The sequence below is a fragment of the Bacillus sp. JKS001846 genome (assembly GCF_900176455.1).
Classification (GTDB): domain Bacteria; phylum Bacillota; class Bacilli; order Bacillales; family Bacillaceae_G; genus Bacillus_A; species Bacillus_A cereus.
Map to the genome: position 1 here is coordinate 1,490,383 of NZ_FWYG01000001.1, position 18,077 is coordinate 1,508,459.

An 18,077-nucleotide genomic window follows, 5' to 3' on the forward strand; every position below is an offset into this window, starting at 1 on the left:
ATGCAGAATGAGGAAGGATTTACTCTGTTAGAGATGCTATTAGTAATGGTTGTCATAACTATATTATTACTATTAATTATTCCAAATGTAGTTACACAGCGTTCATCGGTCCAAGGAAAAGGGTGTGCAGCTTACGTGAAATCTATAGAAGCGCAAATACAAGTATATCAATTACAACATAATAAAATTCCATCGTTAAAAGAACTGGCAGATGAAAAGTATATTACAACTGATAAGTGTCCGAATGGCGAATCTATTCATATATCAGATGATGGCACAGTATCAATTAGGGCATTGTGAAACAACAAGGGTTTACTTTTTTAGAAATGTTACTCGTTTTATTTGTTATTTCTGTATTAAGTATAGTTACGTATTTTAGTGTTCATTCCTTATACGAGCGACAAAAAGTTGAACAATTTTTGAGACAGTTTTCAAATGATATTTTGTATATGCAGCAATTAGCGATAAACCATCAAAAGCACTACACATTACGTTGGCATAAAGATAGAAATATGTATGCTATAAAAGAGTCAGGTACAAAGTATTATATCGTCAAGCGAGAGTATGAAGAAGATATACAAATTGATTTGCATACGTTTCCAAATCCGATGACATATAACCCAAGTGGAAATATTAATAGAGGTGGTACGATTATAATTTCGTATAGAAATTATAAATATGAAATTGTATTTCAGCTTGGAAGAGGGAGATTTACGTATCGTGAAATGTCAAAAAGGATCCATAATGGCTGAAATGATTGTATCGTTAAGTGTTTTAATGATGGCTGTATCGTTACTACTACCGCAAACAGTATTAGTTATGCAAGAAAGAAAAAATATACAAATTCGTTATAAGGCAACTGGATTATTAAAAAAAGAAGCAGCTATATATATGTATGGAAATGAAGAAAAGCGAATAATAGAAAAGAATATAAATGGAATTGTGTATTACACATATTGGGGAGGCAATGAAGTTTGTACCATGTGGAAAGATGTGAAAGACAGAATGATGGAACAATGCTTTTATGTAGGAGAAAAAATAAATTAGAATTTGGTTTTTCATTAATAGAAATGATTGTATGTCTGTTTCTATTATCAATATTTTTTTTGCTCTTTCCCCGCCTACATTTCATTGAAATGGAAAATAAACAGTCGAAAGGGTTAAATGATTGGGAGTGGGATGTGTATTTAGGGCAAATGCAATTGGAGTTTCGTGAAGTATCATCTGGAGAACAGCTAGCATTTGAAAATGGAGAAAGTATTTTACAATTCCGATCGCGTAATGGGAGTGAAGTATCGTATGAAAAAGAGAATAGTCGTCTTATAAGAAAGGTAAATAGGCGCGGGAGGGAAGTTGTTTTACAAAATATTGGAACGGTTTCTTACAAACTAACACCTCATGTACTCATTATAAATGTGAAAGATACTAGTGGGAAAATATATGAAGGTGTAGTTATGCGATATAGCGAAATAGGAATAAACGTATGAGAAAGCAAAAGGGATTTACAATGCCTGGAACGATTATCTTTCTTATTTTATTAACTTCTTTTTTTATATACGAAACAAATATGTTGTTTACAGATGAAAATTTTTATATAGGAATAGAACAAAAATTTTTATTGGATGAATTACTTAACCGATCTATTACAGATATAAAAAAAGACTTACAGCAAAAAGAAAAAGAAGGTACATTTTTCTTTCAGTATGAAAAGGGAGAAGCGAGTGGAAATTATGTCTTTGAAAATGATTTAATTCTCGTTGCTTTGCAGTGTACACTCAAACAGGAAGCTTTCTATACGGTGAGTTTTCGGTATAGAAAAAAGGATGGGAAAATAGTCGATTGGATAGAAGGATAATATGTAAAATATATATATAGATAAACCAGGATTTCCTATTGTAAATTGAATTGATTTTTTAGAAGAAATGGATAAATATAATGATTAAAAGTTTAAATTTTCTCAAAAAAGAGAAAGGTAGAAAGAATATGATATATTCATGCTATCCAATCATTATTTTTAGGGAGAATAGGGAAATGACAAACAACAATCAAATAGGTGAAAATAAGGAACAAACTATTTTTGATCATAAAGGAAATACGATTATGACAGAAGATAGAGAAATACACATTATTTCAAAATTCGAAGAACCTCTTATTGTCGTATTAGCAAATGTACTAAGTGATGAAGAGTGTGATGAATTGATTGAAATGTCTAAAAATAAAATGGAGCGTTCTAAAATTGGTTCATCACGTGATGTAAATGATATTCGAACAAGTAGCGGTGCATTTTTGGAAGACAATGAACTTACTTCAAAGATTGAAAAACGAATTTCATCTATCATGAATGTTCCGGTGGCGCACGGAGAAGGATTGCACATTTTAAATTATGAAGTGGATCAACAATATAAAGCACACTATGATTATTTTGCGGAACATAGTAGATCAGCTGCTAACAATCGTATTAGTACGCTTGTAATGTATTTAAATGATGTAGAAGAAGGCGGAGAAACGTACTTCCCAAAATTAAATCTTTCTGTACACCCTAGAAAGGGAATGGCAGTATACTTTGAGTATTTTTATCAAGATCAATCATTAAACGAGCTTACGTTACACGGAGGGGCACCTGTAACGAAAGGCGAGAAATGGATTGCAACGCAGTGGGTGAGAAGAGGCACTTATAAGTAAAAGCGAGTGTTACGTTTTGTTCTTCATAGTATAAGAACAAAACGTTTTTTTATTAAACAAAGTAGCATCTTTCGTTATAATAACAATTAATAAATGACGATTGAGAGGACAAGAAATGAAATCTATATACATAACCGGCTACATGGGAGCAGGGAAAACAACAATTGGAAAAGCGTTAAGTAAAGAACTTCAAATGGATGTTGTAGATACTGATCAAAAAATCGAAGAGAAGCAAGAGAAGGCAATTCGAAAAATTTTTGCCGAAGAAGGCGAAATGGCTTTTCGGGAATATGAAAGCGAAATGTTACGTGCGCTACCAGTCCATAATGTTATTATTACAACTGGTGGGGGAATTATTGAACGAGCGGAAAATCGCAAGTGGATGAAAGAGAACGGAACTGTCGTGTATTTATATTGTGATCCGCATGTAATTGCAGAAAGGCTTCGTGAAGATACGACACGTCCACTATTTCAAAAGAAAGATATAGATGCATTCGTAAAGAAATTTGAATCACGCCGAGCTTATTATGAAGAGGCTCATATTCATATCGATACGACAAATAAGTCTGTAAAGCAAATTATGAATGAATTAAAGGAAAAGATTAATGTATAAAAAGTGGACATACTAATCAAGTAGAGGTGATGATAATATGTCTACTAATGATTATGTTCGCTTTGTGACGCAGCAGTTTGTGTCGTATATGGATGCTCCAAAAGAAGATCGAAAACAAAAGAAAGAACAACGCCGTGCTGAAAAAGAGCCATTTATGAATAAGTGGTTTGGTGTTATGCCGCTGAGTGCTGCTTTGTTTTACCGAAATGTAAAAAGTAAAAGAAAAAAATCAAGTTAAATTTTAGTCATATGTTTAGCAAACCCAAAATCCCCTAGTGTCGTATTACACTAGGGGATTTTTATTTACTGCACGGATTCTTGTTCTTCCGTAACGGCATGTATTTTATTATTTACCCAAACAAATCCAATTCCGATACAAATGGAAATGCCCCATCCAACAGCGGTCATAATCGCTCTCATTTCACCATAGCCATCTACACCGAAAACAGAGATGAAATAAATTTTTAAGAAGCTTTTTAATATGAATTGTAGACCGAAAAATAGCGTTAAATATTGCAGTGCTGGATAAATACGACTATCACGATAAAGCTCACGACTTTTATCACGGTCATGGCCTTGCAGTGCGGCAATATCTGCTGCGAAATATAACATAAGTGGTTTCTTTATAAAAATTGTACATATGACGATAATACCGAGTACGATGTGATAATATGCATCATTCCACAACATTCGTTCAGCTGACCCAGATAATAAATCTACCGTTGTATTAGAAATGAGTGTAATTAAAATAAAGAACCCTGTCACGTTAAACTGTTTTTCTTTTTTAAAGGTATACAGTGTATAAATAATCCCCGGAACAGAGGAAAGTAACATCGCGTAATAAGGATCGATATAAGGTTTTGCAAATTTCCAAATGAGGAATGGGATTACGAGATAAAAGACAAGATCTAATATAGCTTTTTTATTTTGATTCATACAAAGCCTCCTTAAGTCATACATATATTTTATAATATAATTTCTGAAAATTGTATAAGGTTTAATGGGAAAAGAAAAAATATATCAATTTTCGAGGGGGAGTAGATTGAAAAAAATTGCCCCTAGCGTAGTAAGTTTTTTTAGTATATAATAAAGGAAACGCTTTCATTTTTAATTTGTTCACAAAATGGACGGAAAATCACATATTTACTATCGATATGTTGCTTTATAATGAAACTAATTAAATATACATGCATACAATATTGTGAAATAAATAACATAAATAATCTATATAAATGTAAACGTTATCAAAAGAGAGAGGTGGAGACAATGAGTAAATTTTTCTTCAATCATAATCCAGCAACAGTAGAGGATGGAAGGCTTGTTAAATATGCTGAAATTATTTATGGAGAAGGTGGCCGTTCTGTATTAGAAAATTTAATGGTGAAGGCATCTATCAGATTGCGTGATCGTTATCCGAATAAATCTGACGAGCAGATCTCGAACCTAGTAAATAAAGGCATCCATGATATGTTTCAAAAATATGTGAGCGAGTAAGAGTGGCCAAGGGCTGCTCTTATTTTTTTGTATAAGGATTGTAACTCTAGCTGAAAATAAACATGTATCCTGAAAAACGTAAAAAGGAGTGGGAAAGATGAGCAATGGAATTGGACGTTCAAAAGAAAATCTTCCAACTGATGCAAATCATGTGAGCGCGAAGGATCGTGCGTATCAAAAACGCATGGCAAAGCAAAAACAACAAGAGCGTAATGAGGATAGAGAATAACTCGAAATAAAGCTCCTTCTAAAGCAGAAGGAGCTTTATTTTGATAGAAAATGATTCGCGGTAACATAAAAGAGTCCGCCGTTAATAATTTGCACTGTAATACGTGGTTCATACTGTTCTTGCAGAGCTTGTTTTTCAATTTCATAGCTCTCAGGAAGTTCGTCACTTTCTTCATAAAAACGGTTTAAAAGGTCTAAATCATGATTCCAACGCACTCTTGCTTCTTTTGCCCACGTATGGTCATCTTCTGCAATTATATTTTTTAAAGCGTCTTCTATGCGTTGTAAACCACTTTGAGGTTTAATGATGGGCGAGAGCGTAAAACAAAAATCAGGTATTTTTGGTGTAAGTTTAATGTTTGTTAATGTTTCATGAAAGTTTGCCATCATTGTTCCAGAAATGAGATGAATACCAATCGAGTGAAGGATGTCTTTTTTTCGATCACATTGATAGGAAACTTTTATATTAATACCGAGCCAAGGGTGGAGCGGTGTATGTGTTGCCCCATTATGTCTTACATCCTCATATAAACGTATGTATGAGCCTAATTCTTTTGTCGTTTGGAAAATTTGATGTAGACGTGGTGAACCGTAGTGAATAAGCTCACCATCATTTTCTTCATTTTCTGGATTTGTAATAAGAGTAAGGCGCATCGGATTCGGTACGCCTCCTGTTTTCTCAAGATAGTGCCAATAAAAAGGGCGATTCATTAATAATTTATCCATCTCAATTGTTAACTGTACATCTAATAAATGAGGAGAACGTTCTAAAATTTCACAGTTATTCGCCTCAAAGAAATTGTATAAGTAATTATGAATTTCATGTTGCTGCATAGCCTTGCACCTCAGCTTCATTTCGTTTCGCAAAGTCGATAATAGATGTTAAGTTTTCCATCTTAATTCTAATTTCACCTTCGCTTTTTGATTGCGCGAAAATTTCTTGAATGTGCGCGTCGATGTTTTTCATATTAATTCTCGTTAAAATTTCATCGAGTTCACCAATAACACGCTCGAATAAGTTGATTTTTTGATATAACAGTTTCAGAATATGTTCTTCAACAGTATGCTTTGTAGCTAAGTTATAAATATGAACATCATTTTTTTGACCGAGACGGTGAATACGTCCGATTCTTTGCTCAAGACGCATTGGATTCCATGGCAAATCATAATTGATCATATGGCTACAAAACTGTAAGTTAATCCCTTCACCACCAGCTTCAGTTGCAATTAATACTTGTGCGTGGTTTTGGAAAAGCTCCTTCATCCAATCTTTCTTCCCGCGTTTAAACCCGCCGCGGAATGGAACGGAAGAAATACCGTGTTGTTGTAAAAACCATTGTAAGTACATTTGTGACGCTCGATATTCTGTGAAGATAACGACTTTATCGTCAATTTCTTTTATAAGCTCAAGAGCTTTATTTGCTTTGGAGTTGAAAGGAATATGATTAATTTTGTCCATTAGCACATCGATATGTGGATCTTTTATATAATGTTCGTTTTCTTTCTGTCTTTTTTCTACATGCTTTTTCAATGAATAGTAAACAGCCTCACGACTACTACACGCTTCCCGTTTTAAAGTTAACGATGAGAAAGCAGATGTGAAGGCGTCTTGTCCTCGCCAATTTTCGATATCATTATATAGAGCTTGTTCTTGTTCATTAAACTCAACAAAAATTGTACGTACATGTCTCTTCGGCCAATCGATACCGGTATTATGTCGTCTATTTCGCACCATTACTTTATTAATGAGAGCTTTTAAGTCTTCATCTGATTCGGCTGAGCGATTTTTGGAAGCGTAATATTCTTCAAAGTTGGATTGATTGCCTAAATGTCCTGGTTTTAATAAAGAAACAAGGTTAAAAATTTCATCAATCTTATTTTGAACAGGAGTAGCGGTTAGTAATAAACAAAACTTCTTTTTTAATCGTTGTGCAAATTCATAGTTTTTTGTTTTATTATTTTTCAGTTTATGTGCTTCATCGATAATAATAAGGTCATATTCCAAGTTCAACACGATATCGCGATGTGGTGAACGTTTCGCAGTATCAATTGATGATACGATTACGTCAGCTTGTTCCCATGAGTAGCTTTTCTTTTGTGCTACAGCGGGAATGAAAAACTTTGTATTCAGTTCGTATGCCCATTGTGATACGAGAGAAGCTGGGACAAGTATAAGTACCTTTTTCACAAGCCCGCGGACCATGTATTCTTTCAAAATAAGTCCAGCTTCGATTGTTTTTCCAAGGCCTACTTCATCTGCTAGAATCGCTTTACCGTTCATTTGTTCAATCACATTTTGAGCGACTTCTAATTGATGCGGAAGCGGTGTGAAATGGGATAAATGTTTCGGTGCTTGTAGTCCATCAAAAGTAGGAACAAGTAACGATTTTTCTGTTTCATAAGCTAAGTGATATAAATCCCAGTTTGTCCAAGGACCATCTTCGTCAATTCTATTTAAAAAATTGTTTTGCCATGTCCGATCTACGGAAATATCGACATTCATTACAACTCTCCCACCTTTTATAAACTAAAGTAATTATTTTTTAATGTATGATGATTTGCCTTAAAAGAAGGCATAATTATCGTTATTAAAGGCTATATGATAGACAATAATAAAGTATTAAATCTCAAAAGCTGTATTTATTGTGTTTTAACATAAAAAATTCTAAATTATTTTTTATGCTAGAATATTGATGAAATATAGCGAATGATGTTAGGATAATGGTGTGAAATGTGTGGAATCTTTCGTATTTTATCCAAGAAAGTGATTTTTTATTTACGCTTTCATAAAAAAATATAATGAGATTCCGTATATCCTATCTTTTCAGAATGAAAATGTTTAGAAAAGGGAAGCAACTTTTATTGATTTGTCAAAGCATAAGGGGGAGAGAGCATGATTACATTACAACGTACACCGTTATTTGATGTATACGCGAAGTATGGTGGAAAAACAATCGACTTCGGTGGTTGGGAATTACCAGTTCAATTTTCAAGCATTAAAGAAGAACACGAAGCTGTACGTACAGCTGCAGGTTTGTTCGATGTGTCTCATATGGGAGAAGTTGAAGTAAAAGGTGTAGATAGTTTAGCATTTTTACAACGTGTTGTTACAAATGACGTATCTACCTTAAAGGTAGGGGGCGCACAATATACAGCTATGTGCTACGAAAATGGTGGTACAGTAGATGATTTATTAATCTACAAACGTGGTGAAGAAGACTATTTATTAGTAATCAATGCATCAAATATCGAGAAAGATTACGAATGGTTAGCAAGTCATGTAATTGGCGATGCGACAGTAGTCAATGTTTCTAGTGAAGTTGCACAGCTTGCAATTCAAGGACCAAAAGCAGAAGGCATTTTACAAAAAGTTGTGTCAGAAGATTTGAAAGAAATTAAGTTCTTTAAATTTAAAAATGATATTCTTGTAGATGGAATTCCAGCACTTGTATCTCGTACAGGTTACACAGGTGAAGATGGATTCGAAATTTACTGTAAGAGTGAAGATGCTGCAAAACTTTGGGAGAAACTTCTTGAAGTTGGAGCAGAAGAGGGCTTAAAAGCATGTGGTTTAGGTGCTCGTGATACACTTCGATTCGAAGCAACATTACCACTTTATGGACAAGAATTATCAAAAGATATTACACCGATTGAGGCTGGAATTGGCTTTGCGGTAAAAACAAATAAAGAAGCAGACTTCTTTGGAAAAGCAACGTTAAAAGAGCAAAAAGAAAACGGTGCGCCTCGTAAATTAGTCGGCATCGAAGTAATCGAACGTGGAATTCCTCGTACGCATTACCCTGTATTTATTGGTGAAGAAAAAATTGGGGAAGTAACGAGTGGTACACAATCTCCAACGTTAAAGAAAAGCATTGGTTTAGCACTAATTGATGTAAAATACGCAGCAGTTGATACAGAAGTAGAAATTGAAATTCGTAATAAACGCGTCAAAGCAGTAGTTGTTCCAACACCATTTTACAAACGTTCAAAGTAACGGGGAGAGGGGTAGATTTCATGTTGCATCGTTATCTTCCAATGACAGAAGAAGACAAAAAAGAAATGTTACAAACGATCGGCGTTCAAACGATCGATGAATTATTCTCTGATATTCCAGAGAGTGTTCGTTTTAAAGGGGATTTAAAAATTAAAGAAGCAAAATCAGAGCCAGAGCTTTTAAAAGAGCTATCTCAAATGGCTAGTAAAAATGCTAACTTAAAAGAATACGCTTCTTTCTTAGGAGCAGGCGTATACGATCATTATGCTCCAGTAATTGTAGATCATGTTATTTCTCGCTCAGAATTTTATACAGCTTACACACCATACCAACCGGAAATTTCACAAGGGGAATTACAAGCAATCTTTGAATTCCAAACAATGATTTGTGAATTAACAGGAATGGATGTAGCAAACTCTTCTATGTATGACGGGGGTACAGCTTTAGCTGAAGCGGCAATGTTAGCAGCTGGTCATACTCGCAAAAAGAAAATTCTTGTATCTAGCGCGGTTCATCCAGAATCAAGAGCAGTACTTGAAACGTATGCAAAAGGACAAAATCTTGAAGTTGTTGAAATTAATCATAAAGATGGTGTAACAGATTTAGACGTATTACAAAGTGAAGTAGATGATACAGTTGCTTGTGTAATCGTTCAATATCCAAACTTCTTCGGACAAGTTGAAAAATTAGCTGATATTGAAAAAATCGTTCATCAACAAAAATCATTATTTATCGTTTCTTCAAATCCATTATCATTAGGCGCATTAACACCACCAGGGAAATTTGGTGCTGATATTGTAATCGGTGATGCACAACCATTCGGTATTCCAACGCAGTTTGGTGGACCGCACTGTGGTTACTTTGCAACAACGAAAGCATTTATGCGTAAAATTCCAGGACGTCTTGTTGGACAAACTGTAGATTCAGATGGTAAACGTGGATTTGTATTAACGTTACAAGCACGTGAACAGCATATTCGTCGTGATAAAGCGACATCTAACATTTGTTCAAACCAAGCGTTAAATGCATTAGCAGCTTCTGTTGCAATGACGGCACTTGGCAAACAAGGTGTGAAAGAAATGGCACGTCAAAACATTTCTAAAGCACAATATGCAAAACGTCAATTTGAAGCGAAAGGCTTCACAGTAACATTTGCTGGACCATTCTTCAATGAATTTGTTGTAGATTGCAAACGTCCAGTGAAAGAAGTAAACGATGTATTATTACAAAAGAATATTATCGGTGGTTACGATCTAGGCCGTGATTATAAAGAGCATGAAAACCATATGCTTGTAGCAGTAACTGAGCTTCGTACAAAAGAGGAAATTGACACACTTGTAAACGAAATGGGGGCTATCCAATGAAGAACCAAGACCAAGCACTTATCTTTGAAGTGAGTAAAGAAGGACGCATAGGATATAGCTTACCCAAATTAGATGTAGAAGAAGTGAAACTAGAAGATGTGTTTGAGAGCGATTATATTCGAGTAGAAGATGCAGAGCTACCAGAAGTATCTGAACTTGATATTATGCGCCACTATACAGCACTTTCAAACCGTAACCACGGTGTGGATTCTGGATTCTATCCACTTGGATCTTGTACGATGAAATATAATCCGAAAATTAATGAGAGTGTAGCTCGTTTCGCAGGATTTGCAAATATTCATCCGTTGCAAGATGAAAAGACAGTACAAGGTGCAATGGAATTAATGTACGACTTACAAGAGCATTTAATTGAAATTACAGGTATGGATACTGTTACTTTACAACCAGCAGCTGGTGCACACGGAGAATGGACAGGTTTAATGTTAATTCGTGCATACCATGAAGCGAATGGTGACTTTAACCGTACGAAAGTAATTGTGCCTGACTCTGCTCACGGAACGAACCCAGCATCTGCAACTGTAGCTGGTTTTGAAACAATTACAGTAAAATCAAATGAAAATGGCCTTGTTGACTTAGAAGACTTAAAACGTGTTGTAAACGAAGAAACAGCAGCACTTATGTTAACAAACCCTAATACATTAGGTCTATTCGAAGAAAATATTTTAGAAATGGCAGAAATCGTCCATAATGCAGGCGGTAAATTATACTATGATGGTGCAAACTTAAATGCGGTATTAAGCCAAGCACGTCCAGGAGATATGGGATTTGACGTTGTGCATTTAAACCTTCATAAAACATTTACAGGTCCTCACGGCGGTGGTGGCCCAGGTTCTGGTCCAGTAGGTGTGAAAGCTGATTTAATTCCGTACTTACCAAAACCGATTTTAGAGAAAACCGAAAATGGTTATCACTTCAACTACGACCGTCCAGAAGCAATTGGTCGTGTGAAACCATTCTATGGTAACTTCGGAATTAACGTTCGTGCATACACGTATATTCGCTCTATGGGTCCAGATGGATTGCGTGCAGTAACTGAGTATGCGGTATTAAATGCGAACTATATGATGAGAAGATTAGCGCCATTCTACGATCTTCCATTCGATAGACATTGTAAACATGAATTTGTATTATCAGGTCGTCGTCAAAAGAAACTTGGTGTACGTACATTAGATATTGCAAAACGTCTGCTTGATTTCGGTTATCATCCACCAACAATTTACTTCCCATTAAATGTGGAAGAATGTATTATGATTGAGCCGACAGAAACAGAATCAAAAGAAACATTAGATGGTTTCATTGATAAGATGATTCAAATCGCTAAAGAAGTAGAAGAAAATCCAGAAGTTGTACAAGAAGCACCGCATACGACAGTCATTAAACGTTTAGACGAAACGATGGCTGCACGTAAACCAGTTTTACGTTATGCGAAGCCAGCTCCTGTACAAGTTTGATTAAAATAACAAAAGAAGAACTCGCTGAGGCGGGTTCTTTTTTTGTATGGATAATTTGTCCCGCATTAACGGACAGTAAACTCTCAACTCAAAACTTAGCTGGTGCAAAGAAGCCAGGTGGGAGATAAACTGTCCGTAAATGCCCGATTGGTTCAACTAATAATCAGTGGGAATGAACAAGAATCCCCACTGATTAGAGTTTCACTTTATGCAGAAATAGTGAAGAAAATGTTAAAAAAATATGTTTTTTGTTTCCTAATGGTGTAAAGGTGTAGTTTTATAGGTAGTTTTGTTGAAAAAGTCGGTTTGATAAAAGTATTTATTTTTGTTAGAATTTTATTGAAATTAAGAAGATGTGATGAGGCAAAGATTACTCATTTTTATGTATATGTGAAAAAACGAACAAGACGGGGGTGAAATTTTGGGATATCGATGTTATAGAATGGTATACCATTTAGAAAATGGAGAAACAATTAAAGATGTAAAAGAATTTTGCTATCGAGACCAAGGAAAAGTGTTAGAAAGAGTAGCAAATCGTGTAATGGATAATAGAGAAGTGACGGCGATTGATAAACAAGGAACAATCATTTCAATAGCATGTGAGGACATTGTAAAGGTGGAACTTGATTACATAACAGAAAGTTAACCTTGAGTCATATCGAATTATTCGATAAAATAAACTGTTGAATGGTGAAGTGAGAAGAGAGGAGTTTATCATGGGTAGTACAAGACACTTTTATATGTTTATCTTAGCGTTTGTTCTTGTTGTGGCATTAACGATTTACTTAATCGTTGACAGCAGCTGGTACAACACAGTTCATCCGGCATTCCTTCTGTTTATGTATATAGGAATTGCAGTAGTAAGTTTCGGAATGAGAGACGAGATGTTAGATCGCTTTGAAAAGTGATACATATACGAAAGACCAACAGGAAAATGTTGGTCTTTTTTTCTTGCCAAAAATAGGATGGTGTGTATATACTGTGTATATAAGGTATACACAGTATATACACAAACTGGAGGAAAACATGAATATTATTATTTCGAATTCTTCCCAAGACCCTATTTATGTGCAAATAAGAAAACAATTAAGCCAGCTTATTTTAAATGGCGGTTTAAAGGGTGGAGATCAATTACCGTCTATTCGTAGCTTAGCGAAGGAATTACAAATTAGTGTCATTACAACGAAGCGTGCATACGAGGAGCTTGAAAAAGAAGGATATATAGAAACTGTTGCTGGGAAGGGGACTTATGTTTCACGTAAAAATAATGAACTATTAAAAGAACAAAGGCTTCGCCTATTGGAAAGTAAAGCGGAAGAGATTGTGAATGAAAGTAAAGCGTTGCAGCTTTCACTTGAAGAATTACAGCAGATGATTGCGTTTTTATATAAGGGGGAATGAGAGAGATGTTAGAGTTAAAAAACGTTTGTAAAAGTTATGAAGGTTTCGCAGTGAAAAATATAAGTTTTACGTTACCACGCGGATATATTATGGGGTTTGTCGGACCGAATGGGGCCGGGAAAAGTACGACGATCAAAATGATTATGAATTTAATTAAAAAAGATAACGGAGATATAAAAATTTTTGGCAAGGACAATAAGAAAGCTGAAAAGGAAATAAAACAAAATATCGGCTTTGTATATGATGAAAATCATTATTACGAAGATTTAACGTGTGAACAAATGAAGCGTATTATTGCACCGTTATATAAAAAGTGGGACGAAGAGCAGTATCAATCGTATATGCATAGATTACAAGTTCCAAAGTATAAAAAAATTAAAGAATTATCAAAAGGAATGAAAATGAAATTTGCGATTGCAATCGCACTTTCGCACCACGCAGAGTTTATTATTATGGACGAACCGACAGCAGGGTTAGATCCAGTTGTTCGAAGTGAATTACTTGATATGTTGCAAGAAATTGTAATGGAAGATGAAGTATCCGTATTATTCTCAACGCACATTACAACAGATTTAGAGCGCATTGCAGATTATGTTACGTTCATCAATGATGGAGAAATTATATTTACTGGTGAAAAAGAAGACTTAATGGAGAACTACGTAATCGTAAAAGGAAGTAATGATTTATTAGATCGAGAAGGAAAAGAACTATTTGTTGGATTACGAAAAAGTAAGTTTGGTTTTGAAGGTTTAGCGAAGGATAAACAAGGAATTATCGATTGGTTTGGAAATGAGGTTGTACTAGAAAAGCCTACATTAGATGACATTATCGTTTACACTGCGAAAGGGAGAGGTGCCTATGCGTCAGCTAATCTATAAAGATTTGTTCTTTTTTCGGGTTATGTGGTTAGTGTATTTTATTATGCCTCTTGTTTTCTTTGGATTAGATCCAGATGGTGAATTGTTATTTCCAATGAGTTGCTTACTCATAACGATATCATCTTCTATGATACTAATAGCGATGGATGAAAAAAATAAAAGTGATGTTATTATAAATAGTTTACCTGTTGGACGAAAGGATATCATTATTGCTAGATATATTTCGGGTGTAATATTTATTGTAGGTGGCATGATTTCTACTACGCTAGTTGTTTTTCTTATAAGAGGTATCGCTGTCATTGGTGATATTGGAGCTTATCATCCCAATTTGTATATTGAAATTCCTTGGTATGTAGTAGTCAGAGGTGCTGTATATTCTTTAGTTTATATTACAGCATTATTCCCGAGTTATTATGGGACAAAATCAAAAGTAGTACGTGGAATATTTACAGGTGGAGCCGCTGGAATAGGTGTTATTGTTGGAATGTTTATTGGTGACGGAGAAAGTGTTACGGCATCATTCATTAATTGGATTATGAATCCATTACATTTTGGCATATTTATAGTTGGATTAATCACACTAGCTAGTGTCTATATCGTTTCTATGCTTCTTACAATTAAAATTTATGAAACGCGTGATTTATAGAGAGGAGAATTCATATGCAACAGTTGATTTTGAAGGAGTTTTTTTTACAGAAGAAGATGTTTCCTTTCTACTTTTTAATCCCTATTTTATCTATTTTTAAGAATTCCGTCGAACCAATGGGGATTGCAATAGGAGTATTTATAACATGTAGTACGATTATATATATTTCTTTTTATTATGACGAGAAAAGTAAAGCAGAAAAAGTATTAGTGAGTTTGCCTATAACGAGAAAAGAGATAATTATAGCTAAATATATTTCAAGCACATTATTTATTATGGCTGGTTTGAGTGTAACTTTTATAGTCGTAATATTAGGGAATATTTTATTGAACAGAGATATAGTTATGCCTGGATATGCAATATTTTCAGCAATAGTAGCAACTTTGATTTATTGTGCAGTAACGATACCGACTAATTACATTGGGGGATATAAAGTTATTACTGTCTTGAATTTGATTATGCTTTTTCCTTTAATGGGTATGATTGGTCTTATGTGCAATATTTTTGGTGATAAAACAATTATGTTAAAAGTACTTCACTCTCAAGAGGCTACACAAGCAATGGGTGTTCTTGGTATCGGAGTATTAGTGAGTATATTCGTATCCATGTTCCTTTCAATGAAAATGTTTCAGGAGGCAGAGTTATAGAAGGGACATTTTCATATTAGGAGGTGTAATACATGATCAAGCAACTAATTTTAAAAGATTTCATCATTCAATGGAAATTTTTAATTTGGTACATACTGTATCCTGTTTTCTTTTATATGGCCTTAACAGATACGGAAAATTTATTCATCATTATGTCAGTAATTATTACAATTGGGGCAACAGTAAAAACATTTGAAGCAGATAGTAAAAATGAGAGTGAAGTTATAGTAAATAGTTTACCAATATTGAGAAAACAAATTGTGTATGCGAAATATATAGTAGCAATTATTATTCTTTTTATAAGTGTAACGGTCAGCTGTTTCACGATGGGAATGAAGAATGGGATTAACCTATTTGAATTTATTGAAACGACATTGCTTGCTAGTATTAGCTTTATTTTAGTGTATTTAAGCTTTGTTCTACCAATATCTTTTTGGTTAGGATATAAAAAAACTATTCTTATTACAATAGTAATATTCATGGCGCCGATTGTTATTTTAGAAACTTTGTTTCAAATCAACTTGGAACAAATTCAATTATATAATACCTTGTTATTCATTGGTTCAATATGTATGCTCATAGCATCTATCTTCGTTTCAGTGAAATTGTATGAGAAGAGAGAATTTTAAAAGGTGCCCTATAAAAGGCACCTTCTTCAATAACGACAATACGAGAGCAGTAGTTTATAAAAAGAAACGCTATTTGGCACATCTTTCGGAGTATGTAATATAAAGCTGAAAACGATGATGAGAATAAGAAATAGGAAAAATAAAAATAGGATTTGCTTATGTATAGAATTTTGCATATTATCCACTCCTTTTTTTGGGTAGTATGTCCAAAAGAAAGGAATGTATGAAAAAAATTGGAGGGGGAACAATGGGGAAACGAAAATTGTTATTTGAAATAGGAGTATTATTTTTGTCAATAGGTCTTTTGTTATCAAATTTTTATTCAGACATACCATCACCGTTTCCTAATTTGCATAAAGGAATTGGTATAAGTATTGTTATAATTGGTCTGTTTTGTCTTATCACATCTAACTTCTACAGAAAGTCTGAATGAATATAAAAAAGGACAGTTACTCTTTTTCAGAAGTACTGTCCTTTTTAAATAACTTATTCCATAGTTTGGCGATACTCCATATAATGACGATTGCAATGGAGGCGATAATGGACCAAACAATCGATATAATTTCAAGTGTCATGTTAGGAAGGAATGTGAGAATGGATAATACTTTATGAAACAATGATTCTATTATATGAAAACTTATTTGTAATAGAATGACGATACAAAGTGTGATCCATGCTAATATTTTCTTTCCTTGTTCTTTCCACATGACATTCACCTCACGTTAGCTTAATAGTTTTAAGCCAACAGCGCCGCATAAAATGCAGCTTAAGAAAGCAAGACGACGCCAATCCGCTGATTCTCGGAAAATGAGAATGCCTAGAAGTGCACTTCCAGCAGTTCCGATTCCAGTCCAAATTGCGTAAGCAGTTCCCATCGGTAATGTGTTCATCGCAAGAGATAAGAAGAAGAAGCTTACGCCGAAGTTAGCGATTAAAATAACTTTTGGTGCCCAGCCTTTCTTTTCAGTGGCTACTTTCATAAAGAGTACACCAATAATTTCACAAATACCAGCTAGAATTAAAAATACCCAAGCCATTTTATGCGGCCTCCTTCGCTTCTTTTTCTTCTGTTACTCGTTTTAAACCAATTACTCCGAAGAAGATTAAACCGATTAATAAAACTTTTACGATAGAGAAAGGTTCTCCGAAGATGAAAATCTCTGTAAGAACGATTCCACCAGCTCCGATTCCTGTAAAGACTGCGTATACAGTGCCGACAGGTAAATCTTTATAAGCTCTAAATAATAAGACGAAACTAATTGTAATTAATAGAGCAACACCAGCCCATTCAAGTGGTGCCTCTGCTTTTTTTAGTCCAATCACCCAAAAGATTTCAATAATACCAGCGATGATTACATAAATCCATGCCATATGTCATTTCTCCTTCCTACCAGTCGTTAGGTAAAGGGCTTAAAAACGACGCATTGCAAAGGGCAATCCGTCAGTTTGAAAGTCCGCGCCAAAATACTTTCCAAGAAGCGTCTAAACGTGTCTCAAAACGATTTAAACCTGCGTATAATAGTTCAACCATAAGACCGTCGAGTAAGCATAGAAAAGCCTCTAAGGCGTCTTTTACTTCAATGTTATGCAGCTCATCTTGTTCGCTTGCTCTTTTAAATACAGGGAATAAAAGTTTTCCGACGTTTTCAATGTGTACATTTGCTTTATTAATAATTTGTTCGCGAAATGCATCAGGCGGAAAATAAGAAGTTCGTAACCAAAACATTGATTCTTCACTTTCACCAAATCGTTTTGCATACCCTTTTAATAATTTTAAAAGCAATTCTTCAGTGGACGAATTGGAAAAGCTTTCGATATCGCCTGTGAAGCTCTGCAAATCTTTTTGAAGAGCAGATTCTAAGCATATGAAATATAGCTCTTCTTTTCCTTTAAAGTGTGCGTAAATCGATGGTTTTTTAATCCCAACTTCTTGAGCAATATTTGCCAATGAAGTTCCTTCATAGCCGTAGCGTGCGAAATGAGAAAGTGCTACAGCTTTAATGCGGTTTGCTGTCATTTTCATCCCCTA

Annotated in this window: 29 protein-coding genes; 21 read left to right on the forward strand and 8 right to left on the reverse strand. The window is 34.5% G+C overall.

Translation table 11 applies throughout. From position 1 onward, the window contains the following. From comGC to B9A45_RS08155, 8 genes are all read left to right on the forward strand, one after another. On the forward strand, nucleotides 1-300 hold the full coding sequence (gene comGC, locus B9A45_RS08120; protein ID WP_001178686.1) for a competence type IV pilus major pilin ComGC: 300 nt from the start codon (nucleotides 1-3) through the stop codon (nucleotides 298-300). Then, entirely contained in the window at nucleotides 297-752 is a 456-nt protein-coding gene (gene comGD / locus B9A45_RS08125; RefSeq protein ID WP_000813142.1) for a competence type IV pilus minor pilin ComGD, read from the forward strand. The genes comGC and comGD overlap by 4 nt, the downstream gene beginning before the upstream one ends. Then, nucleotides 745-1,047: a hypothetical protein gene (locus B9A45_RS08130; protein ID WP_000829473.1), complete on the forward strand. Its 303-nt coding sequence runs from the start codon at nucleotides 745-747 to the stop codon at nucleotides 1,045-1,047. Before comGD ends, B9A45_RS08130 begins: the two co-directional genes overlap by 8 nt. Beyond that, nucleotides 1,017-1,487, forward strand: a complete 471-nt coding sequence (gene comGF, locus B9A45_RS08135) for a competence type IV pilus minor pilin ComGF (RefSeq protein ID WP_000923099.1) — start codon at nucleotides 1,017-1,019, stop codon at nucleotides 1,485-1,487. Before B9A45_RS08130 ends, comGF begins: the two co-directional genes overlap by 31 nt. Then, on the forward strand, nucleotides 1,484-1,855 hold the full coding sequence (comGG, locus tag B9A45_RS08140) for a competence type IV pilus minor pilin ComGG (RefSeq protein WP_001231271.1): 372 nt from the start codon (nucleotides 1,484-1,486) through the stop codon (nucleotides 1,853-1,855). Before comGF ends, comGG begins: the two co-directional genes overlap by 4 nt. Nucleotides 1,856-2,031: 176 nt before the next feature. Further along, the gene (locus tag B9A45_RS08145) at nucleotides 2,032-2,682 is read left to right on the forward strand and encodes a 2OG-Fe(II) oxygenase (protein ID WP_000183860.1); all 651 of its coding nucleotides are present in this window, start codon (nucleotides 2,032-2,034) and stop codon (nucleotides 2,680-2,682) included. Nucleotides 2,683-2,797: 115 nt separating this feature from the next. Further along, nucleotides 2,798-3,295 (forward strand): shikimate kinase, encoded by a 498-nt coding sequence (locus B9A45_RS08150; RefSeq protein WP_000836650.1) that lies wholly within the window; start codon nucleotides 2,798-2,800, stop codon nucleotides 3,293-3,295. 37 nt (nucleotides 3,296-3,332) lie between these two features. Further along, entirely contained in the window at nucleotides 3,333-3,533 is a 201-nt protein-coding gene (locus B9A45_RS08155; protein WP_000106083.1) for a YqzE family protein, read from the forward strand. Nucleotides 3,534-3,598: 65 nt separating this feature from the next. On the opposite strand, the gene B9A45_RS08160 is transcribed toward B9A45_RS08155, so the two are convergent. Both B9A45_RS08160 and B9A45_RS08165 read right to left on the reverse strand, forming a co-directional pair. Then, nucleotides 3,599-4,231: a VC0807 family protein gene (locus B9A45_RS08160; protein WP_001073111.1), complete on the reverse strand. Its 633-nt coding sequence runs from the start codon at nucleotides 4,229-4,231 to the stop codon at nucleotides 3,599-3,601. A gap of 140 nt (nucleotides 4,232-4,371) precedes the next feature. Continuing rightward, entirely contained in the window at nucleotides 4,372-4,488 is a 117-nt protein-coding gene (locus tag B9A45_RS08165; RefSeq protein ID WP_001987222.1) for a hypothetical protein, read from the reverse strand. Between the two features lie 73 nt (nucleotides 4,489-4,561). Between B9A45_RS08165 and B9A45_RS08170 the strand changes: the two genes are divergently transcribed. After that, nucleotides 4,562-4,789 (forward strand): hypothetical protein, encoded by a 228-nt coding sequence (locus B9A45_RS08170; RefSeq protein ID WP_000032702.1) that lies wholly within the window; start codon nucleotides 4,562-4,564, stop codon nucleotides 4,787-4,789. A 97-nt stretch (nucleotides 4,790-4,886) separates the two neighbouring features. Further along, complete coding sequence (locus tag B9A45_RS32595; RefSeq protein WP_000064668.1) at nucleotides 4,887-5,018, forward strand: hypothetical protein; 132 nt, start codon at nucleotides 4,887-4,889, stop codon at nucleotides 5,016-5,018. 35 nt (nucleotides 5,019-5,053) lie between these two features. Here the strand turns inward: B9A45_RS32595 and B9A45_RS08180 are convergent, their stop codons facing one another. Both B9A45_RS08180 and B9A45_RS08185 read right to left on the reverse strand, forming a co-directional pair. Next, nucleotides 5,054-5,851, reverse strand: coding sequence for a YqhG family protein (locus tag B9A45_RS08180; protein WP_001183964.1), 798 nt, complete (start codon nucleotides 5,849-5,851; stop codon nucleotides 5,054-5,056). Then, nucleotides 5,838-7,520 (reverse strand): DEAD/DEAH box helicase, encoded by a 1,683-nt coding sequence (locus tag B9A45_RS08185; RefSeq protein WP_084063975.1) that lies wholly within the window; start codon nucleotides 7,518-7,520, stop codon nucleotides 5,838-5,840. Before B9A45_RS08185 ends, B9A45_RS08180 begins: the two co-directional genes overlap by 14 nt. A 390-nt stretch (nucleotides 7,521-7,910) precedes the next feature. Here B9A45_RS08185 and gcvT point away from each other — a divergent pair, with 390 nt between their 5' ends. The 11 genes from gcvT (at nucleotide 7,911) to B9A45_RS08250 (ending at nucleotide 16,481) form a co-directional block, all read left to right on the forward strand. Beyond that, nucleotides 7,911-9,011, forward strand: a complete 1,101-nt coding sequence (gene gcvT / locus B9A45_RS08190; RefSeq protein WP_000631769.1) for a glycine cleavage system aminomethyltransferase GcvT — start codon at nucleotides 7,911-7,913, stop codon at nucleotides 9,009-9,011. 20 nt (nucleotides 9,012-9,031) lie between these two features. Continuing rightward, on the forward strand, nucleotides 9,032-10,375 hold the full coding sequence (gene gcvPA / locus B9A45_RS08195; protein ID WP_047386816.1) for an aminomethyl-transferring glycine dehydrogenase subunit 1: 1,344 nt from the start codon (nucleotides 9,032-9,034) through the stop codon (nucleotides 10,373-10,375). Continuing rightward, a complete protein-coding gene (gene gcvPB, locus B9A45_RS08200) occupies nucleotides 10,372-11,847 on the forward strand; it encodes an aminomethyl-transferring glycine dehydrogenase subunit 2 (RefSeq protein ID WP_000795702.1) in 1,476 nt (491 codons plus the stop codon). The genes gcvPA and gcvPB overlap by 4 nt, the downstream gene beginning before the upstream one ends. Nucleotides 11,848-12,289: 442 nt before the next feature. Then, nucleotides 12,290-12,493 carry a DUF3929 family protein gene (locus B9A45_RS08210; RefSeq protein ID WP_000262496.1) on the forward strand — a complete coding sequence of 68 codons (204 nt, stop codon included), beginning with the start codon at nucleotides 12,290-12,292 and terminating at the stop codon, nucleotides 12,491-12,493. Between the two features lie 70 nt (nucleotides 12,494-12,563). Then, on the forward strand, nucleotides 12,564-12,755 hold the full coding sequence (locus B9A45_RS08215; RefSeq protein WP_000535933.1) for a hypothetical protein: 192 nt from the start codon (nucleotides 12,564-12,566) through the stop codon (nucleotides 12,753-12,755). Between the two features lie 118 nt (nucleotides 12,756-12,873). Continuing rightward, nucleotides 12,874-13,248: a GntR family transcriptional regulator gene (locus B9A45_RS08220; RefSeq protein ID WP_001021353.1), complete on the forward strand. Its 375-nt coding sequence runs from the start codon at nucleotides 12,874-12,876 to the stop codon at nucleotides 13,246-13,248. A 5-nt stretch (nucleotides 13,249-13,253) separates the two neighbouring features. Then, nucleotides 13,254-14,126: an ABC transporter ATP-binding protein gene (locus tag B9A45_RS08225; protein ID WP_000891307.1), complete on the forward strand. Its 873-nt coding sequence runs from the start codon at nucleotides 13,254-13,256 to the stop codon at nucleotides 14,124-14,126. Continuing rightward, nucleotides 14,107-14,772, forward strand: a complete 666-nt coding sequence (locus B9A45_RS08230; RefSeq protein WP_001249426.1) for an ABC-2 transporter permease — start codon at nucleotides 14,107-14,109, stop codon at nucleotides 14,770-14,772. Before B9A45_RS08225 ends, B9A45_RS08230 begins: the two co-directional genes overlap by 20 nt. A 14-nt stretch (nucleotides 14,773-14,786) precedes the next feature. Continuing rightward, nucleotides 14,787-15,419, forward strand: coding sequence for an ABC-2 transporter permease (locus tag B9A45_RS08235; RefSeq protein ID WP_001186564.1), 633 nt, complete (start codon nucleotides 14,787-14,789; stop codon nucleotides 15,417-15,419). 32 nt (nucleotides 15,420-15,451) lie between these two features. Next, nucleotides 15,452-16,048 carry an ABC-2 transporter permease gene (locus B9A45_RS08240; protein WP_000595346.1) on the forward strand — a complete coding sequence of 199 codons (597 nt, stop codon included), beginning with the start codon at nucleotides 15,452-15,454 and terminating at the stop codon, nucleotides 16,046-16,048. A 247-nt stretch (nucleotides 16,049-16,295) separates the two neighbouring features. Next, nucleotides 16,296-16,481, forward strand: a complete 186-nt coding sequence (locus B9A45_RS08250; protein WP_000518066.1) for a hypothetical protein — start codon at nucleotides 16,296-16,298, stop codon at nucleotides 16,479-16,481. 16 nt (nucleotides 16,482-16,497) lie between these two features. Here the strand turns inward: B9A45_RS08250 and B9A45_RS08255 are convergent, their stop codons facing one another. From B9A45_RS08255 to B9A45_RS08270, 4 genes are all read right to left on the reverse strand, one after another. Continuing rightward, nucleotides 16,498-16,755 carry a DUF3975 family protein gene (locus B9A45_RS08255; protein WP_000265427.1) on the reverse strand — a complete coding sequence of 86 codons (258 nt, stop codon included), beginning with the start codon at nucleotides 16,753-16,755 and terminating at the stop codon, nucleotides 16,498-16,500. A gap of 15 nt (nucleotides 16,756-16,770) precedes the next feature. Beyond that, nucleotides 16,771-17,085, reverse strand: coding sequence for a DMT family transporter (locus tag B9A45_RS08260; RefSeq protein ID WP_000312623.1), 315 nt, complete (start codon nucleotides 17,083-17,085; stop codon nucleotides 16,771-16,773). A 1-nt stretch (nucleotide 17,086) separates the two neighbouring features. Further along, entirely contained in the window at nucleotides 17,087-17,419 is a 333-nt protein-coding gene (locus B9A45_RS08265; protein ID WP_000312339.1) for a DMT family transporter, read from the reverse strand. A 70-nt stretch (nucleotides 17,420-17,489) separates the two neighbouring features. Next, entirely contained in the window at nucleotides 17,490-18,071 is a 582-nt protein-coding gene (locus B9A45_RS08270; RefSeq protein WP_002005730.1) for a TetR/AcrR family transcriptional regulator, read from the reverse strand. Between the last annotated feature and the right edge of the window lie 6 nt (nucleotides 18,072-18,077).